The sequence below is a fragment of the Photobacterium kagoshimensis genome (assembly GCF_050337045.1).
In the GTDB taxonomy this organism is placed as follows: Bacteria; Pseudomonadota; Gammaproteobacteria; order Enterobacterales; family Vibrionaceae; genus Photobacterium; species Photobacterium kagoshimensis.
In genome coordinates this window covers 70,804-92,075 of record NZ_JAKJSO010000014.1, presented here as the reverse complement: position 1 = coordinate 92,075, position 21,272 = coordinate 70,804, and the positions used below count along the sequence as shown (strand labels likewise).

The following is a 21,272-nucleotide window of genomic DNA, read 5'->3' as shown; positions in this document are numbered from 1 at the left end:
AACTCCTTGTTAGCCTTAGGCTTTATGTTTAATTACAATTTTGTCGATATCATTATGTGGTCGAGCAATCACAAGAGATGTCACCACTTCACCCACGCGCTGTGCCGATTCAACACCAGAATCAACTGCTGCTTTTACCGCACCCACATCGCCTTTCACCATGGCTGTCACTAAACCTGAACCGACATTTTCGTAGCCAATTAACTCTACATTTGCGGCTTTACACATTGCATCCGCGGCTTCAACACATGCCACAAGACCTTTTGTTTCAATCAAACCTAAAGCATCACCCATGTTTGATTCCTCCGTTACTGGGTTAAATATTGTTATTGGAAGGTGGCTAAAAAGCAGGAGGCTTGCTGCGATCAAACAAAATAAAACAAGCCATTAGCGACCTCGAAACGACTATATCCCCGCAAAAATCAAAATGGCAGATTACTCCGCACGGATGGGATATTTAGTTAATTACTCCAGGTAAGGGGGCTATTTATGGCCTTATTTACAGATCAATCCTGTTTTTTATGTTTCCACAACGCACTATAAATAGGATTTATGCCTATCTTTGCGATTTAGATAGCATGAAAGACCTAACTGAAAATGGTTCTTATCTATAACGTTATTAACAAATAGAAGTGTGAAGTTAAGCAGAACCCTGCCATTAGTTAGTGCGCAGATTTAGCAAAAAGAAGTCTGAAGGGGCGAACAACGGCAGAGCTATTCAGCGTTATTAGCGCACTAAGGAAAAGTGCACTATCGTCACTTGTTAGGCTCAACGCCTAGAAGGAGAATAAGCAATGGAAAGGTTAACTGCATTTAACTCATCCTGATCTACCAAGACTCAAACCATGCTTAACCAATTACGCTAAATAACTGATCACTCTTGCGGGTTAAAATCATCCGAACACTTACTTATCCAGACAGGTATTACTGATTGAAACCACCGCTAACTCAGTTAGAACTGCGGCCATCAGGACAAGTTGTAAAGTGGTAGTGGTAGCCGTAAGCATACGAAGAGGCTAAGAAGAGAGCAGTGAATCAAGATAGGAAGCAAAGGAAGAAAAGCCCACACGACAATCGCGGTGGGCTAGGTGTTAGATAAAGAGGGTGGATTAGGTACCGACGCTAGGGCTCACTCGCGCTAGTCTGTTATTGAACACACAAACAATGGCGAATTGATTGAACTGAGCAACACAGTGTCGTGATTTAGCTGTTGTACCTGAATTTGCAATGCATGGTTGCTGTCCGACATCTCACGCATAAAGTAATCAAAAACAACATCTGGAGATTCATCAATAGAGGATTTACTCGCCGACCAACTTTTCACTTTGTACATTCGCTCTAAGTCAGATACACGCTGGCTGTAGTATTCAAACTTTACATAGCGTTGAAGGTATAACCAGCCTGCTTTTGAATCAGAATAGCCTTCTACAACCATAGAGCCTTTCCCACCGACGGCAAAATGAAAATAAACATTCACATTAACGGTTTCGGTCTCAGTATCTTCGAAATGCATGATGGCACGTGCTGTGCACTTCATCTCGCCACTGTTTTCGGGCATCACTTTAGATAAAAAAGGTAAAGTACAAAGTAAAAATAGAATAAGCGCATAAAAGAAAAATATCTTGCCACTTTTATTTGAATGCATGCTTATTTCCAAGAGTAGTAAAAATAGTTATCACAATAGGCGTAAGGGTTATTTTCATTCTTTGCACACTGCGCCATAAATGTTCGACCTAATCCTTTATTTTTAAACTTATCGCTATAGTAAAAAATAAATCGCCGATCTTCATTACACTCTAAACCTAGCTTCTCTCGGACAGCATCAAAACTATTTCGATAACTTTCCCCCATCTCACTATTTATCATTTTTTCATTAGAAAACAGTTCACATAACCCCGAAGAAACTTGGTTAAGCTGGACGATATTAATAGAACGTTCAGAGATAATCGCTGTCCACAGCAGTACCAAAGCCGCTGTAAACAGTACTGCACTGGCCATCATCCAGTTACGCTCTTGCTCTTCTGTTTGCTCTGGCAACGCTTGGTTAGCCGATTCAGCGCTATTAACCGGTGGGGTTATTTCATCTTGAGTAGAAAACAGAGGGTGTAATTGGTTGCCATCGATAACCTCAACAACCAATTCTTTATTAATTTCTAACTTTCCTCGCGGAATAGTGACAATAACATTGTCTATCTCATAATTTCGAAAAGACTTGCGAAGTAAACTTAAATATTGGTTGAGGTTACTATTTGATGACGTTAAACCATTATCATCCCAAACCTTTTGCATTATCTCATCGCGCGTAATGACACCAGGGTGTTGGAATAAAAAATAAAGTAACGCATTAGCAGTTATAGAAAGATGCGTATCCGAAGTACCATTATCATCAATGCTTAATGTTGCATCTGTTGCATCATAATAAAGAAAACCATTAATCTTGTACTTCATCGTTTAAGTTAAAATCCGTCTAAAACAATCAAACTGCTTTGTTACTTCTGTTATCAAAAAAACAAGATAGTTACCGTTATTACAATCAGCAAACATATCCAGTATCGATAATAACTATTCATTTTATAGTCATGTCTGATGTTAATATCCCACAGATTTAACAGTATGATTTAGATCAATTTATACTTGTCATACCAGTGTGTAATTTACCATTCTGTCAACTAAATCACATCTAGCACAAATACTTTTAAATCAATGAGCGGATATCGACCTAAAACTATACCTTAAGGGAACACTTTAGATCTTAAGACCAAAGATCTATACACGTGTAGGAATCACGTTTTACACCGAGATCAGCCAAATAAGGTGATGAAAAGTTCAAGAACACCAGGCTGATGAGGAAGGAATGTAGCAAAAAATCATAAGTCGACTAGCTTGACTAAGCTAACCACTCACTTTTAAACAACCAGAGTCAGACTCTAGATCAATAGCTGCAAGCACTGCAATAAACACAACAAAAAAACCGTAACCTAACCAAAACCAAGTCGTCATCATTTCACTAAATCCACATTACAATTTAACTCTCACTCCCTTATTGACACTCTGTCATCCATTGACGGCGTCATTATAGATTCAATGGCAAATCATTTCAATATGCACCAAAATGAACAGCCTTGATTATCAAGTAAGAAGTAACATCACCTCATATCAAACCTATCGCCACATAATACTCTTTCCACTTCACTAAGTATTTCAGACGAAGTCTTCTTTGCCGAAAACAAAAGTCCACTTATACTATTTCACTAACTGAACAGCATAGACGTATAGATAAATGACTCATTATGAAGCCTTTTTCACCAATACCATGGGTAAGCAGGTCTACACCCAATCATGGCACCCTGACGGTAATCACCCACATGCTATTGTCATCATCGTTCATGGTTTAGGTGAACATTCAGGTCGTTATCAGAACCTTATACAAACTTTGCTTCCCCTTAATATTGCTGTTTATGGTTTTGATCATACTGGCCATGGAAAAAGTGAAGGGAAAAGAGTTTTCATTGGTAATTTTGATGAGTTTATCAATACGCTCGATAGCTATGTTGACCATGTCAAACAAACCCATCCCAATAGCCCGCTTTATCTTATCGGGCATAGTATGGGAGGATTAATCACCTCGACTTATCTTATTCAGCACCAAAACAAGATAGACGGCGCAATACTCTCGGCTCCTGCCATTCAGCCACCACCACAAATATCGCCTGTTCTGATTACACTGGGAAAATACATAGCGGCAATAGCGCCAACATTGCCTGCTGTTGCACTTGATATAAAAGGGCTAAGTCGTGATGACAAGGTGATTGATAGCTACCAACAAGATCCACTCGTACATGCAGGCAATGTAACAGCAGGCTTGAGCCGCCAAATACAGCTGGCAATGGGAGACGTCGCGCAAGATGGTCACCGTATCAAGCTGCCTATACTCGTATTACAAGGTACTCAAGATCGCTTGGTCAATCCGCAAGGGGCCAAGTTTTTAGTGGATACTGTTTCAAGTAAAGATAAAACACTCAAACAGTACGATGGCTTATACCATGAACTGTTTAACGAGCCAGAAAAAGCTGCCGTACTGAAAGATGTTAAACAATGGATTAGCCAACACATTGCCGCTCAAGGCTCACACTAGCCGAATATAAAACGACCGCTGTTCAGCGGTCGTTATTAAGCATAAGAGCTATGGTTGGCTTAAGGGCGATCTTTGTTTAGAGGCTTCGAAGGACAACGGCTGGCGCAACTATCACAACTGCCACACTCCCCTTTTTTCTTCCATAACTTTCGGTAAAGATAGTAAATTGCAACAATGATAACCCCGCCAACTAAGGCGAGATCATACCAATGATTGGCTCCACCACTCACAAGCGCCGAATTCACATTATCCATTGAGCTTCCTTAGTTTCTGAGTGGGAAGAAGGTGTTGCACCCAGCGTTTTAATGTATCGCTACAAGCGACCAATAATAACGCAACGAGGCTCGCACCATAGATCCAAGACATCATCGCGATGCCAGATAACATCAACATATTACCTATACTATATGCCGTCGTTGCCACCAGAAATCCTAAGCCAGTAGGTAAGAATATCGCGAGTAACATCCAGCGATATTGCCCTGTTTGCACTCGGATCATGATCATAGTGGCTAAGCATGGCGGATATAAAGCAAAGAACAAAATCACAGCAACAGCAGAGAGATCACTACTACCTTTATCTTTTGTTTCTGAGCTCATTCGTGCTTCAAGCGTGTCATTACTGTCATCATCTTGCTGGAACAATACCCCAAGTGTTGCAACACTGCTTTCACGCGCGGCAAAGGAAGAGAGCAGAGCCACATTAATCTTCCAATCAAAGCCCGCAAATTGCGTAACAGGCTCCATTGATCGGCCTAGTTGACCAAGTAATGATGTCTCTAACCGCACTTCTTTCATTTGTCGACGAATTTTCTTACGTGCAGACGCTAACTTACGCAGCTCACGACTGATTTTTTTCGCTGCTTTATCGCCCTTAGGTGGAACAACCATAGGATAAAACAAGCTATTACGATCTGAGAAAGCAAGGTTGACCGATTTAGAAGCGGCTGGGTTAGTCGCATTCAATTTCGCACGTTTAAAGTCTGTGTAATAGTTTACAAGTGCGGGTAACTCGTCAACAGGTACATCATCGAGATATGGATTGCCTTTGAGCTTGCTGTAAAAGCGATCAATTGATTTAGACGCCTGCTGTTCAAACGTTTGTTGCTGGCTATCAGGCACACCTGGAAATTGGAGTAGACAGAAGATCACCACAGAAACAGCAATCACGATTGTGCCAACCTTTTTGATATACACCCAGGTACGTTCAAATGCACGCGTTAGCACACTGCGCAGGGTTGGCATGTGGTAGCGCGGCAGCTCCATCACGAAAGGAGCGGTTTCTGTTCCTTTTAGCACCGTTTTGGTTAGTAGCTTAGCCACTAAAAGCGCGGCAATAATCGTAATGGTCGCGATGTAGAACATCATTAAGGCTTTATGTTCGACAAAGAAAATACTGACTAAAAGCGTATATAGCGGCACTTTTGCCAAGCAATTCATAAATGGCACGGTCAAGATGGTGGCTAATCGTGCACGATGATCGGGGATCCCTTTCGTTGCCATAATCCCAGGAACCGCACAACCACCAGCAAACACACCACTGAGAATCAAAGGCAAAGTACTCTGCCCATGCAGCCCAAATTTGTGCAAAATTTTATCGACAATAAAGGCAATTCTCGCCATGTAGCCAGAATCTTCTAACGCAGCAATTAAGCCAAATAGGATCAAGAAAATAGGGACATAATTTAATAACGTGTTAGCCGAGTCGACAATCCATAACCCCATAGAGCGCACATAAGGATCATGTAAAAAACCAGCTGCAGGTAAGAAGCCTGCAATAAATTCACGGGCGGCGGCCAAATAAGGCCAAGTGTAATTGGTCAGCTCATAGCCATACACTATGGATAACTGGTAGATAAGAAATACTGTCGCTAGCAAAACACATGGCGCGATATAACGGTTGAGCACCCAGCGATCAATTTTCTCTGTTCTGGTTTCTTTATCTGGTGTGGCCTCATGCACAACATCCTGCAACAGCTGCTGAATAAAACCATTTCGGCAAGTCATCACATAATCACTGACGGACATCGTTAGCGACTTGGTCAGGCTATCTATATGTTCATCTAACCAATTCGAGATCTTATCCCACTGCTCTGTCGATAATGTCCCTTGTACTTGCTCTTCCGCTGCGGTGTCCTGCTCTAATAATCGTAAAGCTAACCAATCCAGAGGTTGAGCAAAGTCAGCATGCTCCTCGGCTAACAAAGCCACTAACTGCTGCTGACTATGAGTGAGTTTAGGCAATGAATAAGGTAATTGAGTTACTGTTGCCGTTGGAATGGCATCCGCAATTAACTGCTTGCCACGGGCTTGCTTCCCTATTGTTTCAACAACAGGTAAACCAAGGCGTTGCGACAACAGCTTAGCATCAATGCTAATACCTTCCGATTGCGCGACATCCATCATGTTAACAACGAGCACAAGCGGCTGAGATTGCTCAATCAACTGCATGGTTAAGTTCAAGCCGCGAGATAGATTTGCCGCATCGAGCACATTCAGCACAGCGGTTGGTTTAAGGTCTGTCAGTGCCTGCCTTGTCACCCGCTCTTCAAGAGAAAAACTGGATAAGCTATAGGTACCCGGCAAGTCAATAAGACTGTATGTTTTATTGCAAACCTTAAAGACACCACTCTTCTTATCAACCGTGACACCAGGGTAATTGGCGACATGTTGACGCGCACCTGTAAGCATATTGAAAAGCGTAGATTTGCCTGCATTTTGTTGTCCTGCCAATAAAACAGTCATTCAGCTACTCCTTACTTCCAGCGCAGTTTTGCACTAACTCAACTGATACCATTTTGGCTTCTGCTATCCGTAAACTGACACTTGCACGCCCAACCCGCACTTGAAGAGGATCCCCCAACGGCGCATAACGAACTAATTTAATTAAAGTTTGAGGATGTAACCCAAGATCCATCAGTCTCTGTCGAATGGCACCTTCAGCATGGTGCTGGAGAATAATAGCGTGTTGTTCAGGACGTAGTTGGTCAAGTTTCATTTTTATAATCGATATGAGAGACAAGGCATAATCTGTTGAATTTACGGATATTCAAACACAAACACAACTGCAAATAAAAATAATTATCATTAAGGTGATCACGATCAATTTTATGTCAAATGAAGCAGAATTTAACTACGAGTTCCTTTAAAGTCCTGCCATCAGTTCAGCGAGAGGCTGAAACAAAATAACCTGAAGGAATACCCTATGCGTTTTCAACAATTGGCACTTATTGCAGCCCTTTTCACTCCAACGATTGCACTCGCTCATACTCCCCTTTGCTCATGCTATGACTCAGGCGATGGCACGGTACTTTGTGAAGGTGGCTTTTCCGATGGTTCGTCTGCAACTGGGGTAGAAATAAAGGTCATTAATGACAGTGATGAATTAGTCGTGAAAGGCAAAATGAATGAAGACAGTGAGTTTGAATTCGACAAACCTAAATCAGCTTACCACGTTGAATTTAACGCGGGTCCTGGCCACCTCATCACTATCGATAGCAAAAATATTGTCGAATAACAGCTGAATAATTTCTCGATACAAGCCCAAGTCTGATAAATCTATAAGGATAATACGATCATGAAAAAAACGACTCTAGCCGTTCTAAGTGCCGCTGCTCTCTCTTTCTCAGCCGCCAGCCACGCTCACTTCCAAATGGCGTACACACCTGAAATGCAGCTGGCTAATCCTGCAACGCTAGACATGAAATTGGTGTTTGGACACCCAATGGAAAATGGTCATGTTATGGATATGGAGAAACCACTCGAGTTCTTCGTGCAATTCAAAGATAAGCGCACGGACCTAATGGCTAAGCTAAAAGAAATTAGCTGGCAGGGACCAGAAAACAAAGCAAAAGCGTACCAAGCAGATGTAAAAGTACAGCGTAATGGTGACTACATCTTTGCTGTAGTACCTACACCGTATTATGAGAAGAACGAAGACGTTTACATTCAGCAGATCACCAAAAGTTTTGTAAACAAAGGGGCTATGCCAACAGGTTGGGAAGAACCATTAGGCCTTCAAACTGAAATTTTACCGTTGAATAAACCTTACCAAGTGTTCGCTGGCGGTACTTTCAGCGGTAAAGTCGTTAGCAACGGCAAGCCCGTCGCGGGCGCTGAGTGTGAAATTGAGTTTGTAAACACAGATGTTAACCTTGAGAAAAATGCCTTCGGTAAAACCAACTACCGCGAAGCACCTCAATCAGCAATCGTGGCCTTCACCGACGATAACGGCGTATTTACTTTTGGCCTACCAAAAGCGGGAACATGGGGCTTTGCGTGTCTAGGTACGGGTCCTGATACTGAATACAAAGGCAAAGAGCTTTCTCAAGATGCTGTTATTTGGGTACAAGCTAAAGCGCTTTAATCTAATATCAACCTCACTGAGTAACGGCTATCAAACTAAGCTTTGATAGCTGAGACAGTAACAAAGAATAAACGGAAGCTTGTCTTCCGTTTTCTTTTTCATGTTCAGCGTTTCATTGTCGTAAATGTGATAAAGTAACATACCACATCAAACTAAATCCAATGATAACGGTGTCATGAAAAAGCTGCCTTTACCTTCTATTCTTACTCCTTTGTTTGTCAAACTCCGTCGCCGATTTTTAGTATTCCTGACAGCGACTTTGTGTATAGCACCTTCGGTATCTAGCGCTCATCCCCACTCTTGGGTTGATATTCATACTCAGGTTCTAGGTACAAATACCCATATCACAGGGTTTCAGATGCAGTGGACATTTGATGCCATGACCTCTGCTTATATGCTTGATGGTGAAGATATGTCAGCAGAAAATAAAACTGCGACCTTTCAAGCAATAGCTGATTCAGTCATGAAAAACCTGTTGCAAGAGCACTACTTCACCTATTTCTACCAAAATGAGCAACCGATCAAATATAAGGTCTCACCAGGCGGATCGTTAAGCCAAGACAGAATGAAAATCACCCTCAGTTTTGAGCTACCTCTTGCAACACCTCTACCGCTACCCAAAAAGCCAGTAGCATTACGCGTATTTGAACCCAGTTATTATGTAGATCTGGCATGGAAAGCAAGCAGCGATATCAGCCTTGCTGAGCCACTGAAAAAGCACTGTCAAGTGAAGGTGATTAAACCAAACCCAACCGCAGAACAAATGAGCTACGCGATGTCGCTACCTGCTGATGCCGACCCAGATAACGCACTAGGCCAGCTATTTACGCAAACTGTCACCATCGCCTGTCAACCAAAGGGCTAAGCCGAGGTCTCGTCAAATGCAATCAACCCGCTCTTCTGTCGCTCATTGGCTCTTTTCGGTTTATGGCTTGCTTACCGTGTTAAGTCTGTGCGGTTTTACTGGCTATCTATTATGGCAAGCATGGCCTTCGCTGATCCTTTCAGGCATGCAGTGGCAACGCAGCCTTTATAACACTTTGAGTGAGTTGCTGTTTGATGCGAAAACCGAACCGTTATCGGCTGGCATTAGCTTAGTCAGTTTAAGCCTACTTTATGGGGTGTTGCACTCACTCGGCCCCGGTCATGGCAAGGTGATCGTTTCAACCTATGTTGCGACACATCCAGCCAAAGTGGCAGCCAGCTTGTGGATCACCCTACTGTCGGCACTTATGCAGGCGGTTGTCGCGATCAGTCTCGTTTCTATTTTGCGCTTTATCTACCAGACCTCGATGCGTGATATTAGTGCTCATGCCGATACCTTTGTCACCTTGAGTTTCTACGCCGTAATTGTATTAGGGCTTGGACTCATCACACGAAGTCTTCGTACTATATGGCAAATGCAAGCAGCTAATAAACACCAAAAGACCGCAGATAGTGCCATACAGGCATGCTGTCACCATCACGCTTCAGCCGCTAGCATGAATCAGGCAACATCGAAAAAAGAACTAGTGAGCATTATTGCCAGTATCGGTATTCGTCCGTGTACTGGTGCCATTATGGTGCTGCTTTTTGCCAATATGGTCGACATGTATTGGCTTGGGGTGATCAGCGCGATGGTCATGGCAGTAGGCACTGCGATAACCACATCAACCCTTGCTATGATGACAATCAGTGGTAAGAAGCTGGTCCAGTTCTATCTAAACAGAACACTTCATCGCTCTTCGATGATCTCAGGCCTTCGTCCTGCCATACAAATCATTGGAGGGGTTGCATTGGTGATCCTGGGGATGGTGATGCTGCAATCACAAGTACCTGGCATGTCGACCGTATTCTGATGTAAGACATAACTCAGATGAAATACATAGATCTAATGAAATGCCTAGTTCAAATAAAACGCATAGCACAACAGGCAATTTCGACAGATAAAAAAAATCCCTAGCCAACACTAGGGATTTTTTATTTAGCTAATCGCTTGGTAAAGCAAAGCGGATTGCACGTTTAGGCAAATAGGATCAAACCCCATGTCACCGTGACTAAGGTAAGTGCAACAAATACAGCCGCTGAGCCAATATCTTTTGCACGACCACTTAGCTCATGATATTCAGAGCCCACACGGTCAACAACCGCTTCAATCGCTGAGTTCAGCAGCTCAACAATCACCACAATAAATAGTGTGCCAATCATTACGACTTGTTCTAGCTTAGTGACAGGTAAGAAAAAGGTTACTGCTGTCATCAATACCATTAATACGATTTCTTGACGAAATGCAGCTTCGTGTTGCCAAGCAGCTTTTAAGCCTTTAATGGAGTAACCCGTCGCGTCAATCACGCGTTTAATACCGGTAGCACCAGGTTTCATGTAGATATTCCTATAATAAAACTAAATTAAGAAGCTGTGTTTGAACATGTTTTAAACATGTCTAGAGCAGGTTTGTATTCACTGGTTTCAACATTCATCAGACCCAAAATGGAATGGAAGAAGTTGTCATGCGAATACTTACCCTTCGCCATTTCCTGAAGACACTCAGTGTTTAGCTTGTGGTTCTTGGTGAAGCTCTCTGACATCCAAGTCACCATAGGCACATGTGTTTGGTAATCAGGTGCAATAGCGTATGGAAGGCCATGCAAGTAGATACCATTTTCACCTAATGACTCACCGTGATCAGACACATAAAGCATGGCAGTATTGATATTATCATCTTGTGCTTTCAGTGTGCTTATCACTTCACTTAATAAGTAATCTGTATATAACAGAGTATTATCGTAAGTGTTAGTTAGCTCTTCTTGTGAACACTTCTGGATTTCAGCTGTATCACAGGTAGGCGTGAACTTCTTAAACTCATCAGGGTAACGTTTGTAATAGGTTGGACCATGGCTACCCAGCAAGTGTAAAACAATCACACCATCTTTTTTGATTGCAGCAATGTTTTCATTTAAGTTTTCAAGTAATACGCCGTCAAAACATGTGCCCCAAGTGCACAACGCTTCGTTTTTAGACTTACTTGAATCAACATAGGTCACACGATCACAAGCACCTTTACAGCCACTGTTGTTATTCTTCCAAAGCACATCAAGGCCTGCGTGATCAAGCACATCTAATAGACCTTCCTGACGACGAGCAGTAGAAGCACTGTATGATGACTTCGTCATGTTCGAGAACATACACGGTAAAGAAACCGCTGTTGCAGTACCACACGAGCTAATATTCGGGAAGTTAATCACACCGTCTTGCTTCGCAAGGTATTCGTTGGTGTCTTTCTCATAACCGTTAAACGACGAGTTCATCGCACGCGCAGTTTCACCTACTACCACAACCAATACATTTTTTTGATCGCTATCCGCGTTCTTATTTACGGCATCGGTACCAATTTGTACAAACGGCATATTTGCTTCATACAAACGGTTTTTAGCAACACGAAAAGTTGCTGTGATGTAGTTTGTTGGGTTCAGCATTGATTTAATTTGAACGTTATTACGGATCAGTGATGCGTAATCTTTGTAGTACATAGATGCAATCAGAGCAACCACCACCACAGAGCCGACAATACTTAACGCTTTGAAAATCACTTCTTTCACTACACCGTTAAACTTAACCTCTATACGGCTCATGATCAGCAACGGAATAATCGCCAGTGATGTAAACCATAATACAACAGAGGTCGACATATAACTGGTCGCTTCATTGGTATCGGTTTCAATCACGTTCACTATCATGTCATAGTCTAGTACCACACCGTACTGGTGCATGCCAAACGTTGCCATTGATGAGATGATAACAATCAAGCCAATCACTGCGCGGTGAAGGAATGGCCATGTGAACAGCGTAAATACCACATTCATTATCGCTAAGATAAAGAAAGGTAAAGACAGCTTGAATCCCATAGATGCATCAGGTAACAATTCGAAAATAGAATCGAGTCGTTCCCATAGTGCGATATTCTGGAATATGGTGAAAAATGAAGCGATGAGCAGTGTATATACAATGCTATTTAAGCGGATTTTCATTCGTATAGCGCCAGTATTTTCGTTTCTCTAAGAAACTGGTCAAAAATTCCTCCAGATTATGCACGTCATCCAAAAAAAAGTAAAAGCTAATTCTTGATGATAACTATTTATAAAAAATATATTTCTAATTGATTCAATATGTTAATGCGCCACTCCATATTCCATCAGTAGCGCAAGATGAATAGCTCTCACTGATTAGCATTCTTTCTGTTCATAGGTAATAACGGAAATAATTGCACCACTAACATCAAAAAAGGCACACAGTCGGCCAACCCCTGGCACATCCATTGCTGGATAAAGCGCTTTCCCTCCAGCAGCTTCCGCTTTAGCAACCGTTTCATCTACATCATTAACGGTAATATAGCAGCCCCAGTAATTTGGCATTTCCTCAGCTCCCGCAGGTTTTGCCATAATCCCACCAACAGGTTCACCACCTGCTTTAACGACATGGTAAACACCTTGTGGCATTTCCATCGCTTCGACTTCCCACCCAATCACTTCTTGATAAAATCTTACCGCTTCTTCAGGGTCATCAACGATGAGCTCCGACCAACTAAAAGCCCCCTGCTGTTGAAAAACATTATTCATCACCGTCTCCTTGCTCTACCATCACTAGACATTATTGTCTGACTATTCATAGCTTAGAACATAACTGCCCTGGCTTAGCGCTCATCACTAAATACATGATGGAATTTAAGTAAGAAATACGGCATTGTGAATACCAGCGACTACCACCTGCGTATGGACCACTCTTTCTATGATCAACCAACTGATTGAATCCGCCTTCCTCGCTTACCGTTCACCAAATCGTACCCAGTATGTTTTCAATCAATCGGTAGGGACTAACCTCGATGCTGTTTGCTATTACCTTGAGCAGGCGATTGATTTAAATCCCAAACAAACTGATCTCAGGTTGACCCTTGCAAATATGTATTCATTCCAAGGTGACATCGAGCAAGCACTGGCTATTTACTACGATTGCTTTACGCAAACGCCGCAAAAAGACAAGCGCATTGTTTCTCTCTGTTACCTCATTGTTTGGTATCACTATTTATCAGAACATAAACGTGTCGATGATCACCTAGCTCATTTAAGCCAGATATCTCCACCCGAGGCACGACAAGTTAAGCAACTGCTGCAGACCATAGAACACATATTGGCGAAGCCAATTAACTATGTACAAACCACGCCTTCTCAGAGGGTTGGTACCAAGATGGTATGCCCAGCTTCCTCTTACCTTACAGGTACTGAGCCACAACATAAGGCTATTATCATTCTGGGTTACAAATTAAACGATGATGGCACCATCCCACCAATGCTTCTCGAACGCTTGAAGGCAGCCTTAACCGTTATCAACGCATCCCCAGAGCAACGCATCTTTGTCACTGGTGGACTCGCGCAAGCTGGTGTAACAGAAGCTGTTGCAATGCAGCAATGGTTGATTGCAAACCAAGTCGCTGCGAATCGTATAACTTTAGAAGATAAGGCAACCAATACTCTCGATAATGCCGCCTTCACGCTAGCGCAACTTCAACACCAAAACATTGAACACGCCTACTTAGTCAGTGCTTCTATTCATGTCCATCGCTGTGAGATCATTTTTGCGGCAACACAGCTTCATCAGCAACAACTAAAGTACCAATACAAAAGCAACCAAAAGAATAAGCAGCCAACTTTCATTCAGTTTAATCATTACTCAGCGCGAGATGGTTTGAGCTCACAGCCTCAGCCTGAGGGAAAAGTCCGCTTAGATTGTTATATCGATGCCTTACGCAGCTTCGGGTTACCCGCCTTTTGCACCACACACTTTACTCAAGATTAACGTTTATACATGTTAATACAGAATAGAACTCTATTTGACTAACAAATAACCAGCATATGAATAGTCTATTTCTAGACGGAATAATATCTATTCCCACTACTCAGTATAAGTAAAGCGTATATTAATTTTATAATAATTAAGCCATTCAATATTTACTGTTTATTTTATTCAGCTGTTATATACCCGTTGTTAAAATATTATTTTTGAAATCTTACTTTGATAAAAACCTCGCGTGCAAAACCCGACTTAATCCATTAAAAATCAAAAACTTAACACCAAAACACCCAGATATCTCGCATAAAAAACCAATCTCTAATACAGCATATACATCACAAAAAAAACAAGGTAAGCCCTATAAGATCCTATTGCCAGTATTTATATGTTTATTAACAACCATTCGACACTCACCAATTAAGATTATCGTGCTGTTTTGCTGTGATGTCATTTAAGGGAACCTATGTTATCAATAATCATCGCATTGATAGTGACAGGCTTTGTCACTATGTTTGTACTCAAGGGATATAAAGCGCAAGCAATATTAATGGCAGGCGGCATTGTTTTAATGATAGCCGCAATGTTAATTGGCCAAGATCTACCATTACCAGAAAGCGCCTCAACAGGTTCACAATGGCTTGATGTTTTCCAATTTATTAAAAATACCTTTTCAAGCCAAAGTGCTGGGCTTGGTTTAAAAATCATGGCCATTGCTGGCTTTGCTTTTTACATGCATGAGATTGGCGCATCAGAAGCACTTGTTCGCGTGTTAACTCGCCCACTTGCTCGTATTAAACACATGCCTTACTTTTTTATGGCCATGTGTTTCATCATTGGTGAATTTCTTTCTATTTTCATTACCAGTGCATCGGGCCTAGGTGTCTTGCTGATGGTAACCCTCTACCCACTCATGCGTAGCGTAGGGTTAAGTCGACTATCGGCTTGTGCACCTATCGCCACAGCCGTTGCGGTAGAAATGGGGCCAGGCCAAGGTAACGTTAACTTTGCCGCTGAAATTATTGGTATCGACGTTGTCGATTATGTTGTGCAATACCAACTTGTTGTCGCAGCTGCCGCATTAATCACTATCGCCCTACTGCATGTTGTTATTCAAAAGTACTTCGATGTAAAAGCAGGCCATATTGCCAGTGAGCACCGTCACCTTGCCGATCAAACCGAAGATAACCAATCGTCAACAACAGGTGAAGATGGTCAACCGTTGGCACCAACAATTTATGCGATTTTACCCGTGATCCCACTGGTACTGATCTTCACTTTCAGTAAGTTAATGATCAGCAGCATTAAGATGGATGTAACAACAGCCATGTTTGTGTCTATCGTTATCACGCTGTTCTTTGAATACTTCCGCCGTGGTAATGCGAAGAAAGTGATTGATTCAATTCAAATTTTCTTTGATGGTATGGGCCGACAGTTTGCCAATGTGGTTACCTTCATTGTCGCGGGTCAAACGTTTGCCCAAGGCTTGAAAACCATTGGTGCAATTGATGTCATAGTTAATGCTGCTGAAACCGCAGGGTTTGGTCCAGTACTGATGACCATCGTCATGGTTGGCATCATCATGGTATCAGCGATCTTAATGGGATCAGGCAACGCCGCCTTCTTCTCGTTTGCTAACTTAGTACCAGATATTGCAGCGAAAATGGGGATAGCCCCCGTTGTTATGCTGCTACCTATGCAGTTCGTCGCGGGGATGAGCCGCAACATTTCACCGATTGCACCGAATATGGTGGCTATTGCCGGTGTAGCTGAAGTATCGCCATTTGAACTTGCTAAACGTACCGCGGTTCCTATGTTGGGCGGGATACTAATTTCTGTCTTTATCAGCATTACCAGTTTCTAAGCGGCTAAGCGTGTAGCGCTCAGAAACAAATACAACAAAGCCAGAGCAATGCTCTGGCTTTGTTATTGTTAGCTTACAAATTCAAACTGCCTACTAACCTTCAGATAAACTCATCACAGTCTGCGATACATTCTCTGCACCTGTATGGATTTCATCCATTACCGTCGACACTTCAGCAATTTTATTCATGCCTTCGTTACTGATAGTCGCTACTTCACGCATACTTGTTGTTACACGATCGGTTAAGTTTCTATTTTCTGCCACAACTGCAGCAATTTCACTGGTTGACTGACTCGTACGCGATGCCAACTGGCGCACCTCATCTGCTACCACTGCGAAGCCACGACCTTGCTCACCTGCACGGGCCGCTTCAATTGCTGCATTCAATGCTAATAAATTAGTTTGATCAGCAATCTCTTTAATCGTCGAAACAATCGCCTCAATATTCTGTGATTTAGTATTCAGCAGCTGAAGTTGTTCAGACGTGCTTTCAACTTGTTCAGATATTTTGGCAGACACTTCAACAGAATCGTTAAGTAATTCAGAACCTTGCTTTGCAATCTGAGCCGTTTCTACCGATGTGCTATAAGCAACATCTGCTGCTTGAGCAACCGCTTCGCTCTTTTTGATCTGATCGGTGATATTAGATGCAAACTTAATCACCTTAACTACGTTACCAGACGCATCTAAGATCGGGTTATAAGTCGCTTCTAACCACACATTGTCACCGTAGCTGTTCTTTCGCAAAAACTGGCCTGACTTAAAATGGCCTTTTGCAAGATCTTGCCAGAACGTTGGATTTTCAGCGTAGAAACTGTCATCGCAGAACATACGGTGATGCTGGCCTCGAATTTGCTCTAACGCATAGCCAACAGTGCTCAAAAAGTTTTGGTTTGCGGCTAAAATAATACCTGTTGGATCAAATTCAATCGTCGCTTGAGAGCGATTGAGCGCGGCTAATACATTTTGCAGTGCAATTGACTCATTTTTAGCGGCAGTCACATCCGATGCAATCTTCATGACCTTAACAATCACGCCATCTTGCTTAATCGGAAAATATGTCGCTTCTAGCCAAATCGCTTCACCGTGTTTATTTTTCCGCTCAAACGTACCTTTAATCGCCCTTCCTGCTTTTAAATTCTGCCAAAATTGACGATATTCAGCGCTATCAGCAAAAGCTTTAAAACACATTGCATTGTGATATTTACCCACGACCTCAGATAACGAGTAATCAAGAATATCTAAAAAGAGTGGGTTGGCATCTAAAATTCGACCTTCAAGATCAAATTCAATGGTTGCCATTTCCGACTGAATCGAGCCTACAATCGATTGAAGCTGTGCATTCTCACCCTGCACAGTCGCTAGTTGCTGCTTTAACTTTCTACTAAACATCAGATTGTCTCTTATTATTCTTAGTTTACGCATGATGGACGGTATAAAGCTACCATCAAAAATTCCTATCGCGAAATATTTTAAATGACAACAGTCCAAAATTGATAACTTTTTTTAGCTTGTGTACGAAAAATACACACAAAAAATCAAAACAATAATTTAATATAAAAGCAAAGTGTTAATTAAACTAAGTGATGCACGCATAAACCAGAGAGTAAAAAGATCACAACCATAAAAAAGGAATTGTTAGGCATGAAACTTACAGGATTAGTGAGCCGCTAGCACCATGTCTAGCGGCCTTTTAGGAGGAGTGCTAATTAGAAGTGACGACCAACAGATGCAAACTTCATGTTGTTCTCGTAATCACCGGTCAAATTACCCAGTTCAAGAATTTCTTCAACGCGTGAACTGAGGTAAACATCACGGCCACCAAGCACAGTACTGAGTACTTTCGTTTTGTGAACATCGGTTATAGGCACCTCAAAGATATTCTGATCAATAACCGCAAAATCAGCATACTTGCCTGCTGTAATTGAACCGATCTCTTCACCTCGTTTCTGGCTATCGGCATTTGCTTGAGTGTACATCCAAACCGCTGTCTCAAGCGGCACTGCATGTTCTTCAGCATTCATTGTTGGGCCTTCTTTCAGGCCCACACCACGGCGTGTTACTGCCGTCTCTATGGCGAACCAAGGGTTTACAGGCGTTACTGTCCAGTCGGTACCGATAGAAACAGAAGCGCCACTATCAACGATAGGCTTCATTGGGTACATGTATTTCTGGACTCGATGAGCGCCAATATCTTGCTCGACAATACGAATAGCCGCCATGTCATACCAGAATACAGGCGAAAACTCGGCATGCACATCAAGCTTTGCGAAGCGGCCTATATCATCAGGATGAACCATAGCAACGTGAGCAACACGGTGTTTTAGCTTCTTAGCATTATTACCGGGCTGCTTACGCAGTTCTTCGACAGAGTCTAATACAAGACGAGCCGCACCATCCCCCGCGCAATGAGCATAAACACACAGCCCCATCGCATCGTACCGAGCGAGTCCTTCTTTAAACTGCTCTGGCGTATTGCGCCACGGGCCATGGTAGCCATCAGTCCCCTCGTAAGGATTGACAACAACAGCCGTTTGGCCTGCCGCCGCACCATCAAGAATGTACTTAACACCAAGTACCTTCACTTGCTTGCCGTTATAATCCTTGTGGTTATAGATGTAGTCATAAGCTGTCTTTTGCATCTTTTCAGTCACAAAATCGACCTCAGCAGTAATATACACAGCAAGGCGGACACTGAGATCGTCTTTATCATCAAGATACTTGTAAGCACGGCCGTACTTCTCGCGTGACCACACTTCACTTACCGAAGTAATACCAAAGCTATTAATATAGCTAAAGATAGGTTTTAGCTGCTTGTCACCCAACTCTTGCACAGACGGTAAAGTTTCTATCCACTTTTCCCAAGCGACGTTTGCGGCAAGCTCGCGTAGTACGCCTGTAGGTTCACCATTCTCGTCTCTTACAAAGTGGCCGCCTATTGGGTCTGGAGTACCTTTAGTAATGCCACAAAGTTCTAACGCCTTTGAATTCACAAGCGCCGCATGGCCAGAACATTCCCAGAAGAACGCTGGTTTATCAGGAATGAGTTCATCCAGAATTTTCTTGTGCGAAGGCTGACCAAACATAAGAATGTTGCTGCCATCGTCCCATAAATAATCTAAGTTGCCACCAAATACCCACTCCTTGTGTGGATTGTCGCGCATCTCTTTCTTAACCAAGGCCTTGAATTCGTCCCAAGTGGTAGACAGCTCATCCACATTAACGTTGAACTGGTTTTCAACTGCCATTTCTGGGTGCATGTGGTCATCAATCAAGCCAGGCAAGACAGTGTGACCACGTAGATCAACCACCAGCGTATCGGGTGTGCGAAGCTTAAGAATCTCTTCCGTTGTCCCTACTTTTGAAAAACGCTCCCCTGTTACAGCAAATGCTTCATTCCAAGCTTGACTGTGCTTACCGCCTTGGTAAACCTTGCCGTTAACGTACAGTACGGTTTTATCGTTAATCCCTGCTTGTGCACCCTGAGTCGTTCCAGCAGCAACCGCTTTAGCAATAGGCGTCACCATAGCAGCCGCTGCTGCTGCACCTGCGCTTGCTCTGAAAAAGTGACGACGCTGTGGAGACTCAAGAACATTATCGCTTACAGATAGGTCTAGTCGTTTATTCATTTTGACCTCAATAGATATAAAAATTAGTTTTTAGACTTCTGTAGTCAATAATTCAACATTAAACATATAATTTAAAGTCAAATCATTACCCTATTCAGCATATATTCAAGAAGGGCATTGTTTTTGTGACAGACATACGGGGAATTTTGGTGCTAGTAGTTTTTCACCAAAGATTTGGCTAAGCGTTATCGATAGCTAAGGTGATCGGTTGGGGTAGCAATAGCGCAGTGATTCATTACGGTTGCAGCACAATTAACACTAAGTTTCATTCGTGATGACCCTACTATTAATTTCAGCAAATACAATAAAGTGTTAAGATCATCACAATAGAAAAATTCTAGTTACGGGGTTGCTTAGAAACAAGCAAGTGCCAGTCTTACTTATAGGCGGTAAATTTTTTGTACCCCATGTTGTACCCCGTCACTTAAAATGAATGAATTACTTTAAGGTTTTCAAAAAATGTCTAACAGTATCCAATGGTTTCCGGGTCACATGCACAAGGCTCGCAAAGAAATTGAAGAAGCGATCCCAAAAGTTGATGTGATTATTGAAGTGCTTGATGCACGCATTCCTTTCAGTAGTGAAAACCCACTTATCTCGTCTTTTCGTGGTGAAAAACCTGTTGTTAAGGTGCTTAACAAACGCGATTTAGCCGATCCTGAAATGACGGAACTTTGGATTGCTCACCTAGAAAAAGAGCAAGGTGTAAAAGCGATTGCCATTACCACTGAAAACATCTCTGAAGTACAAAAAATCACAGATCTTTGCCGCAAGCTTGCGCCAAACCGTGAAGAGATGGGTAAGAATATCCGCACCATGATCATGGGTATCCCGAATGTTGGTAAATCTACCATTATCAATACGCTAGCTGGCCGTGCTGTTGCTGTGACAGGTAACCAACCTGCTGTTACCCGCCAGCAGCAACGTATTAATCTGCAAAATGGCATCATTCTTTCTGATACCCCTGGGATTTTGTGGCCAAAAGTAGAAAACCCACACAGTGGTTTCCGCTTAGCAGCAACGGGCGCTGTCAAAGATACGGCAATGGACTATATGGACGTGGCTTTCTTTACCGTTGAATACTTAAAAGAAGCTTATGCTGATCGTCTGATTGCCCGTTACGATCTTGATGAAGAAATGCCAGAAACAGACATCGAGCTAATGGAAGCAATTGGCCGTAAGCGCGGTTGTTTACGTTCAGGTGGCCGTATTGATCTGCACAAAGCATCTGAGATCCTAATTAACGAGCTACGTAACGGTACCCTAGGTCAGATCACGATGGAACGCCCAGAGATGATCACTGAAGAACTCGTGAACGTTGCCATTGAAGCAGAACTCAAGAAAGAACAACAAATCAAGAAGAAAGAAGAACGTCGTAAGCGTTACTTACGTAATAAGCGTTAATACCGCTCAGTTCTCTTTTTTATTCGACAAAGCCTCGCCTTGCTCATCACAAGGCGG

General features: G+C 42.5%; 19 protein-coding genes. 8 read left to right on the top strand and 11 right to left on the bottom strand.

What is annotated here, in order from left to right; genetic code table 11:
- Window positions 1–15: 15 nt before the first annotated feature.
- The 3 genes from L4C35_RS12615 to L4C35_RS12605 all read right to left on the bottom strand — a co-directional run bounded on the left by L4C35_RS12615 (window position 16) and on the right by L4C35_RS12605 (window position 2,448).
- Entirely contained in the window at window positions 16–294 is a 279-nt protein-coding gene (locus L4C35_RS12615; protein WP_048899356.1) for a BMC domain-containing protein, read from the bottom strand.
- A gap of 844 nt (window positions 295–1,138) precedes the next feature.
- Window positions 1,139–1,645, bottom strand: coding sequence for a FidL-like protein (locus L4C35_RS12610; RefSeq protein WP_428463199.1), 507 nt, complete (start codon window positions 1,643–1,645; stop codon window positions 1,139–1,141).
- Between the two features lie 2 nt (window positions 1,646–1,647).
- Entirely contained in the window at window positions 1,648–2,448 is an 801-nt protein-coding gene (locus L4C35_RS12605) for a winged helix-turn-helix domain-containing protein (protein WP_428463198.1), read from the bottom strand.
- A gap of 832 nt (window positions 2,449–3,280) precedes the next feature.
- Here L4C35_RS12605 and L4C35_RS12600 point away from each other — a divergent pair.
- On the top strand, window positions 3,281–4,135 hold the full coding sequence (locus L4C35_RS12600) for an alpha/beta hydrolase (RefSeq protein ID WP_428463197.1): 855 nt from the start codon (window positions 3,281–3,283) through the stop codon (window positions 4,133–4,135).
- A 59-nt stretch (window positions 4,136–4,194) separates the two neighbouring features.
- Here L4C35_RS12600 and L4C35_RS12595 read toward each other — a convergent pair whose 3' ends face one another.
- Genes L4C35_RS12595 through L4C35_RS12585 form a run of 3 tightly spaced genes read right to left on the bottom strand, consistent with a single transcriptional unit; the run spans window position 4,195 to window position 7,130 of the window.
- On the bottom strand, window positions 4,195–4,389 hold the full coding sequence (locus tag L4C35_RS12595) for a FeoB-associated Cys-rich membrane protein (protein ID WP_428463196.1): 195 nt from the start codon (window positions 4,387–4,389) through the stop codon (window positions 4,195–4,197).
- The gene (gene feoB, locus L4C35_RS12590; RefSeq protein WP_428463195.1) at window positions 4,382–6,877 is read right to left on the bottom strand and encodes a ferrous iron transport protein B; all 2,496 of its coding nucleotides are present in this window, start codon (window positions 6,875–6,877) and stop codon (window positions 4,382–4,384) included. Before feoB ends, L4C35_RS12595 begins: the two co-directional genes overlap by 8 nt.
- A gap of 4 nt (window positions 6,878–6,881) precedes the next feature.
- On the bottom strand, window positions 6,882–7,130 hold the full coding sequence (locus L4C35_RS12585) for a FeoA family protein (RefSeq protein WP_428463194.1): 249 nt from the start codon (window positions 7,128–7,130) through the stop codon (window positions 6,882–6,884).
- Between the two features lie 207 nt (window positions 7,131–7,337).
- Between L4C35_RS12585 and L4C35_RS12580 the strand changes: the two genes are divergently transcribed.
- From L4C35_RS12580 to L4C35_RS12565, 4 genes are all read left to right on the top strand, one after another.
- Window positions 7,338–7,649, top strand: coding sequence for a hypothetical protein (locus L4C35_RS12580; protein WP_428463193.1), 312 nt, complete (start codon window positions 7,338–7,340; stop codon window positions 7,647–7,649).
- Window positions 7,650–7,709: 60 nt separating this feature from the next.
- Window positions 7,710–8,498, top strand: coding sequence for a DUF4198 domain-containing protein (locus L4C35_RS12575; protein WP_428463192.1), 789 nt, complete (start codon window positions 7,710–7,712; stop codon window positions 8,496–8,498).
- Window positions 8,499–8,709: 211 nt separating this feature from the next.
- Complete coding sequence (locus tag L4C35_RS12570; RefSeq protein WP_428463362.1) at window positions 8,710–9,363, top strand: DUF1007 family protein; 654 nt, start codon at window positions 8,710–8,712, stop codon at window positions 9,361–9,363.
- Window positions 9,364–9,379: 16 nt separating this feature from the next.
- Window positions 9,380–10,336: a nickel/cobalt transporter gene (locus L4C35_RS12565; RefSeq protein WP_428463191.1), complete on the top strand. Its 957-nt coding sequence runs from the start codon at window positions 9,380–9,382 to the stop codon at window positions 10,334–10,336.
- 163 nt (window positions 10,337–10,499) lie between these two features.
- Here the strand turns inward: L4C35_RS12565 and L4C35_RS12560 are convergent, their stop codons facing one another.
- The 3 genes from L4C35_RS12560 to L4C35_RS12550 form a co-directional block, all read right to left on the bottom strand.
- Window positions 10,500–10,859, bottom strand: a complete 360-nt coding sequence (locus L4C35_RS12560) for a diacylglycerol kinase (protein WP_428463190.1) — start codon at window positions 10,857–10,859, stop codon at window positions 10,500–10,502.
- A gap of 26 nt (window positions 10,860–10,885) precedes the next feature.
- Complete coding sequence (eptA, locus tag L4C35_RS12555; protein ID WP_428463189.1) at window positions 10,886–12,505, bottom strand: phosphoethanolamine transferase EptA; 1,620 nt, start codon at window positions 12,503–12,505, stop codon at window positions 10,886–10,888.
- A 195-nt stretch (window positions 12,506–12,700) separates the two neighbouring features.
- Entirely contained in the window at window positions 12,701–13,093 is a 393-nt protein-coding gene (locus tag L4C35_RS12550; protein WP_428463188.1) for a VOC family protein, read from the bottom strand.
- 169 nt (window positions 13,094–13,262) lie between these two features.
- On the opposite strand from L4C35_RS12550, the gene L4C35_RS12545 reads away from it, so the two are divergent.
- Window positions 13,263–14,327, top strand: coding sequence for a YdcF family protein (locus tag L4C35_RS12545; RefSeq protein WP_428463187.1), 1,065 nt, complete (start codon window positions 13,263–13,265; stop codon window positions 14,325–14,327).
- Window positions 14,328–14,784: 457 nt separating this feature from the next.
- Window positions 14,785–16,182, top strand: coding sequence for a C4-dicarboxylate transporter DcuC (gene dcuC / locus L4C35_RS12540; RefSeq protein ID WP_428463186.1), 1,398 nt, complete (start codon window positions 14,785–14,787; stop codon window positions 16,180–16,182).
- Between the two features lie 93 nt (window positions 16,183–16,275).
- Here dcuC and L4C35_RS12535 read toward each other — a convergent pair whose 3' ends face one another.
- Both L4C35_RS12535 and L4C35_RS12530 read right to left on the bottom strand, forming a co-directional pair.
- Window positions 16,276–17,574 carry a methyl-accepting chemotaxis protein gene (locus L4C35_RS12535; protein ID WP_428463185.1) on the bottom strand — a complete coding sequence of 433 codons (1,299 nt, stop codon included), beginning with the start codon at window positions 17,572–17,574 and terminating at the stop codon, window positions 16,276–16,278.
- A gap of 317 nt (window positions 17,575–17,891) precedes the next feature.
- The gene (locus tag L4C35_RS12530; RefSeq protein WP_428463184.1) at window positions 17,892–19,811 is read right to left on the bottom strand and encodes an amidohydrolase; all 1,920 of its coding nucleotides are present in this window, start codon (window positions 19,809–19,811) and stop codon (window positions 17,892–17,894) included.
- Between the two features lie 459 nt (window positions 19,812–20,270).
- Between L4C35_RS12530 and ylqF the strand changes: the two genes are divergently transcribed.
- Window positions 20,271–21,215: a ribosome biogenesis GTPase YlqF gene (gene ylqF, locus L4C35_RS12525; RefSeq protein ID WP_428463183.1), complete on the top strand. Its 945-nt coding sequence runs from the start codon at window positions 20,271–20,273 to the stop codon at window positions 21,213–21,215.
- Window positions 21,216–21,272: the final 57 nt, after the last annotated feature.

Bases quoted from the DNA above. Each gene is read 5' to 3' on its own strand.
- L4C35_RS12595 (WP_428463196.1), bottom strand. From the start codon at position 4,389: ATGGATAATGTGAATTCGGCGCTTGTGAGTGGTGGAGCCAATCATTGG.
- L4C35_RS12580 (WP_428463193.1), top strand. From the start codon at position 7,338: ATGCGTTTTCAACAATTGGCACTTATTGCAGCCCTTTTCACTCCAACG.
- L4C35_RS12565 (WP_428463191.1), top strand. From the start codon at position 9,380: ATGCAATCAACCCGCTCTTCTGTCGCTCATTGGCTCTTTTCGGTTTAT.
- L4C35_RS12535 (WP_428463185.1), bottom strand. From the start codon at position 17,574: ATGTTTAGTAGAAAGTTAAAGCAGCAACTAGCGACTGTGCAGGGTGAG.
- L4C35_RS12585 (WP_428463194.1), bottom strand. From the start codon at position 7,130: ATGAAACTTGACCAACTACGTCCTGAACAACACGCTATTATTCTCCAG.
- ylqF (WP_428463183.1), top strand. From the start codon at position 20,271: ATGTCTAACAGTATCCAATGGTTTCCGGGTCACATGCACAAGGCTCGC.
- L4C35_RS12610 (WP_428463199.1), bottom strand. From the start codon at position 1,645: ATGCATTCAAATAAAAGTGGCAAGATATTTTTCTTTTATGCGCTTATT.
- L4C35_RS12530 (WP_428463184.1), bottom strand. From the start codon at position 19,811: ATGAATAAACGACTAGACCTATCTGTAAGCGATAATGTTCTTGAGTCT.
- L4C35_RS12615 (WP_048899356.1), bottom strand. From the start codon at position 294: ATGGGTGATGCTTTAGGTTTGATTGAAACAAAAGGTCTTGTGGCATGT.
- L4C35_RS12560 (WP_428463190.1), bottom strand. From the start codon at position 10,859: ATGAAACCTGGTGCTACCGGTATTAAACGCGTGATTGACGCGACGGGT.
- eptA (WP_428463189.1), bottom strand. From the start codon at position 12,505: ATGAAAATCCGCTTAAATAGCATTGTATATACACTGCTCATCGCTTCA.
- L4C35_RS12545 (WP_428463187.1), top strand. From the start codon at position 13,263: ATGATCAACCAACTGATTGAATCCGCCTTCCTCGCTTACCGTTCACCA.
- L4C35_RS12605 (WP_428463198.1), bottom strand. From the start codon at position 2,448: ATGAAGTACAAGATTAATGGTTTTCTTTATTATGATGCAACAGATGCA.
- L4C35_RS12575 (WP_428463192.1), top strand. From the start codon at position 7,710: ATGAAAAAAACGACTCTAGCCGTTCTAAGTGCCGCTGCTCTCTCTTTC.
- L4C35_RS12550 (WP_428463188.1), bottom strand. From the start codon at position 13,093: ATGAATAATGTTTTTCAACAGCAGGGGGCTTTTAGTTGGTCGGAGCTC.
- dcuC (WP_428463186.1), top strand. From the start codon at position 14,785: ATGTTATCAATAATCATCGCATTGATAGTGACAGGCTTTGTCACTATG.
- feoB (WP_428463195.1), bottom strand. From the start codon at position 6,877: ATGACTGTTTTATTGGCAGGACAACAAAATGCAGGCAAATCTACGCTT.
- L4C35_RS12600 (WP_428463197.1), top strand. From the start codon at position 3,281: ATGACTCATTATGAAGCCTTTTTCACCAATACCATGGGTAAGCAGGTC.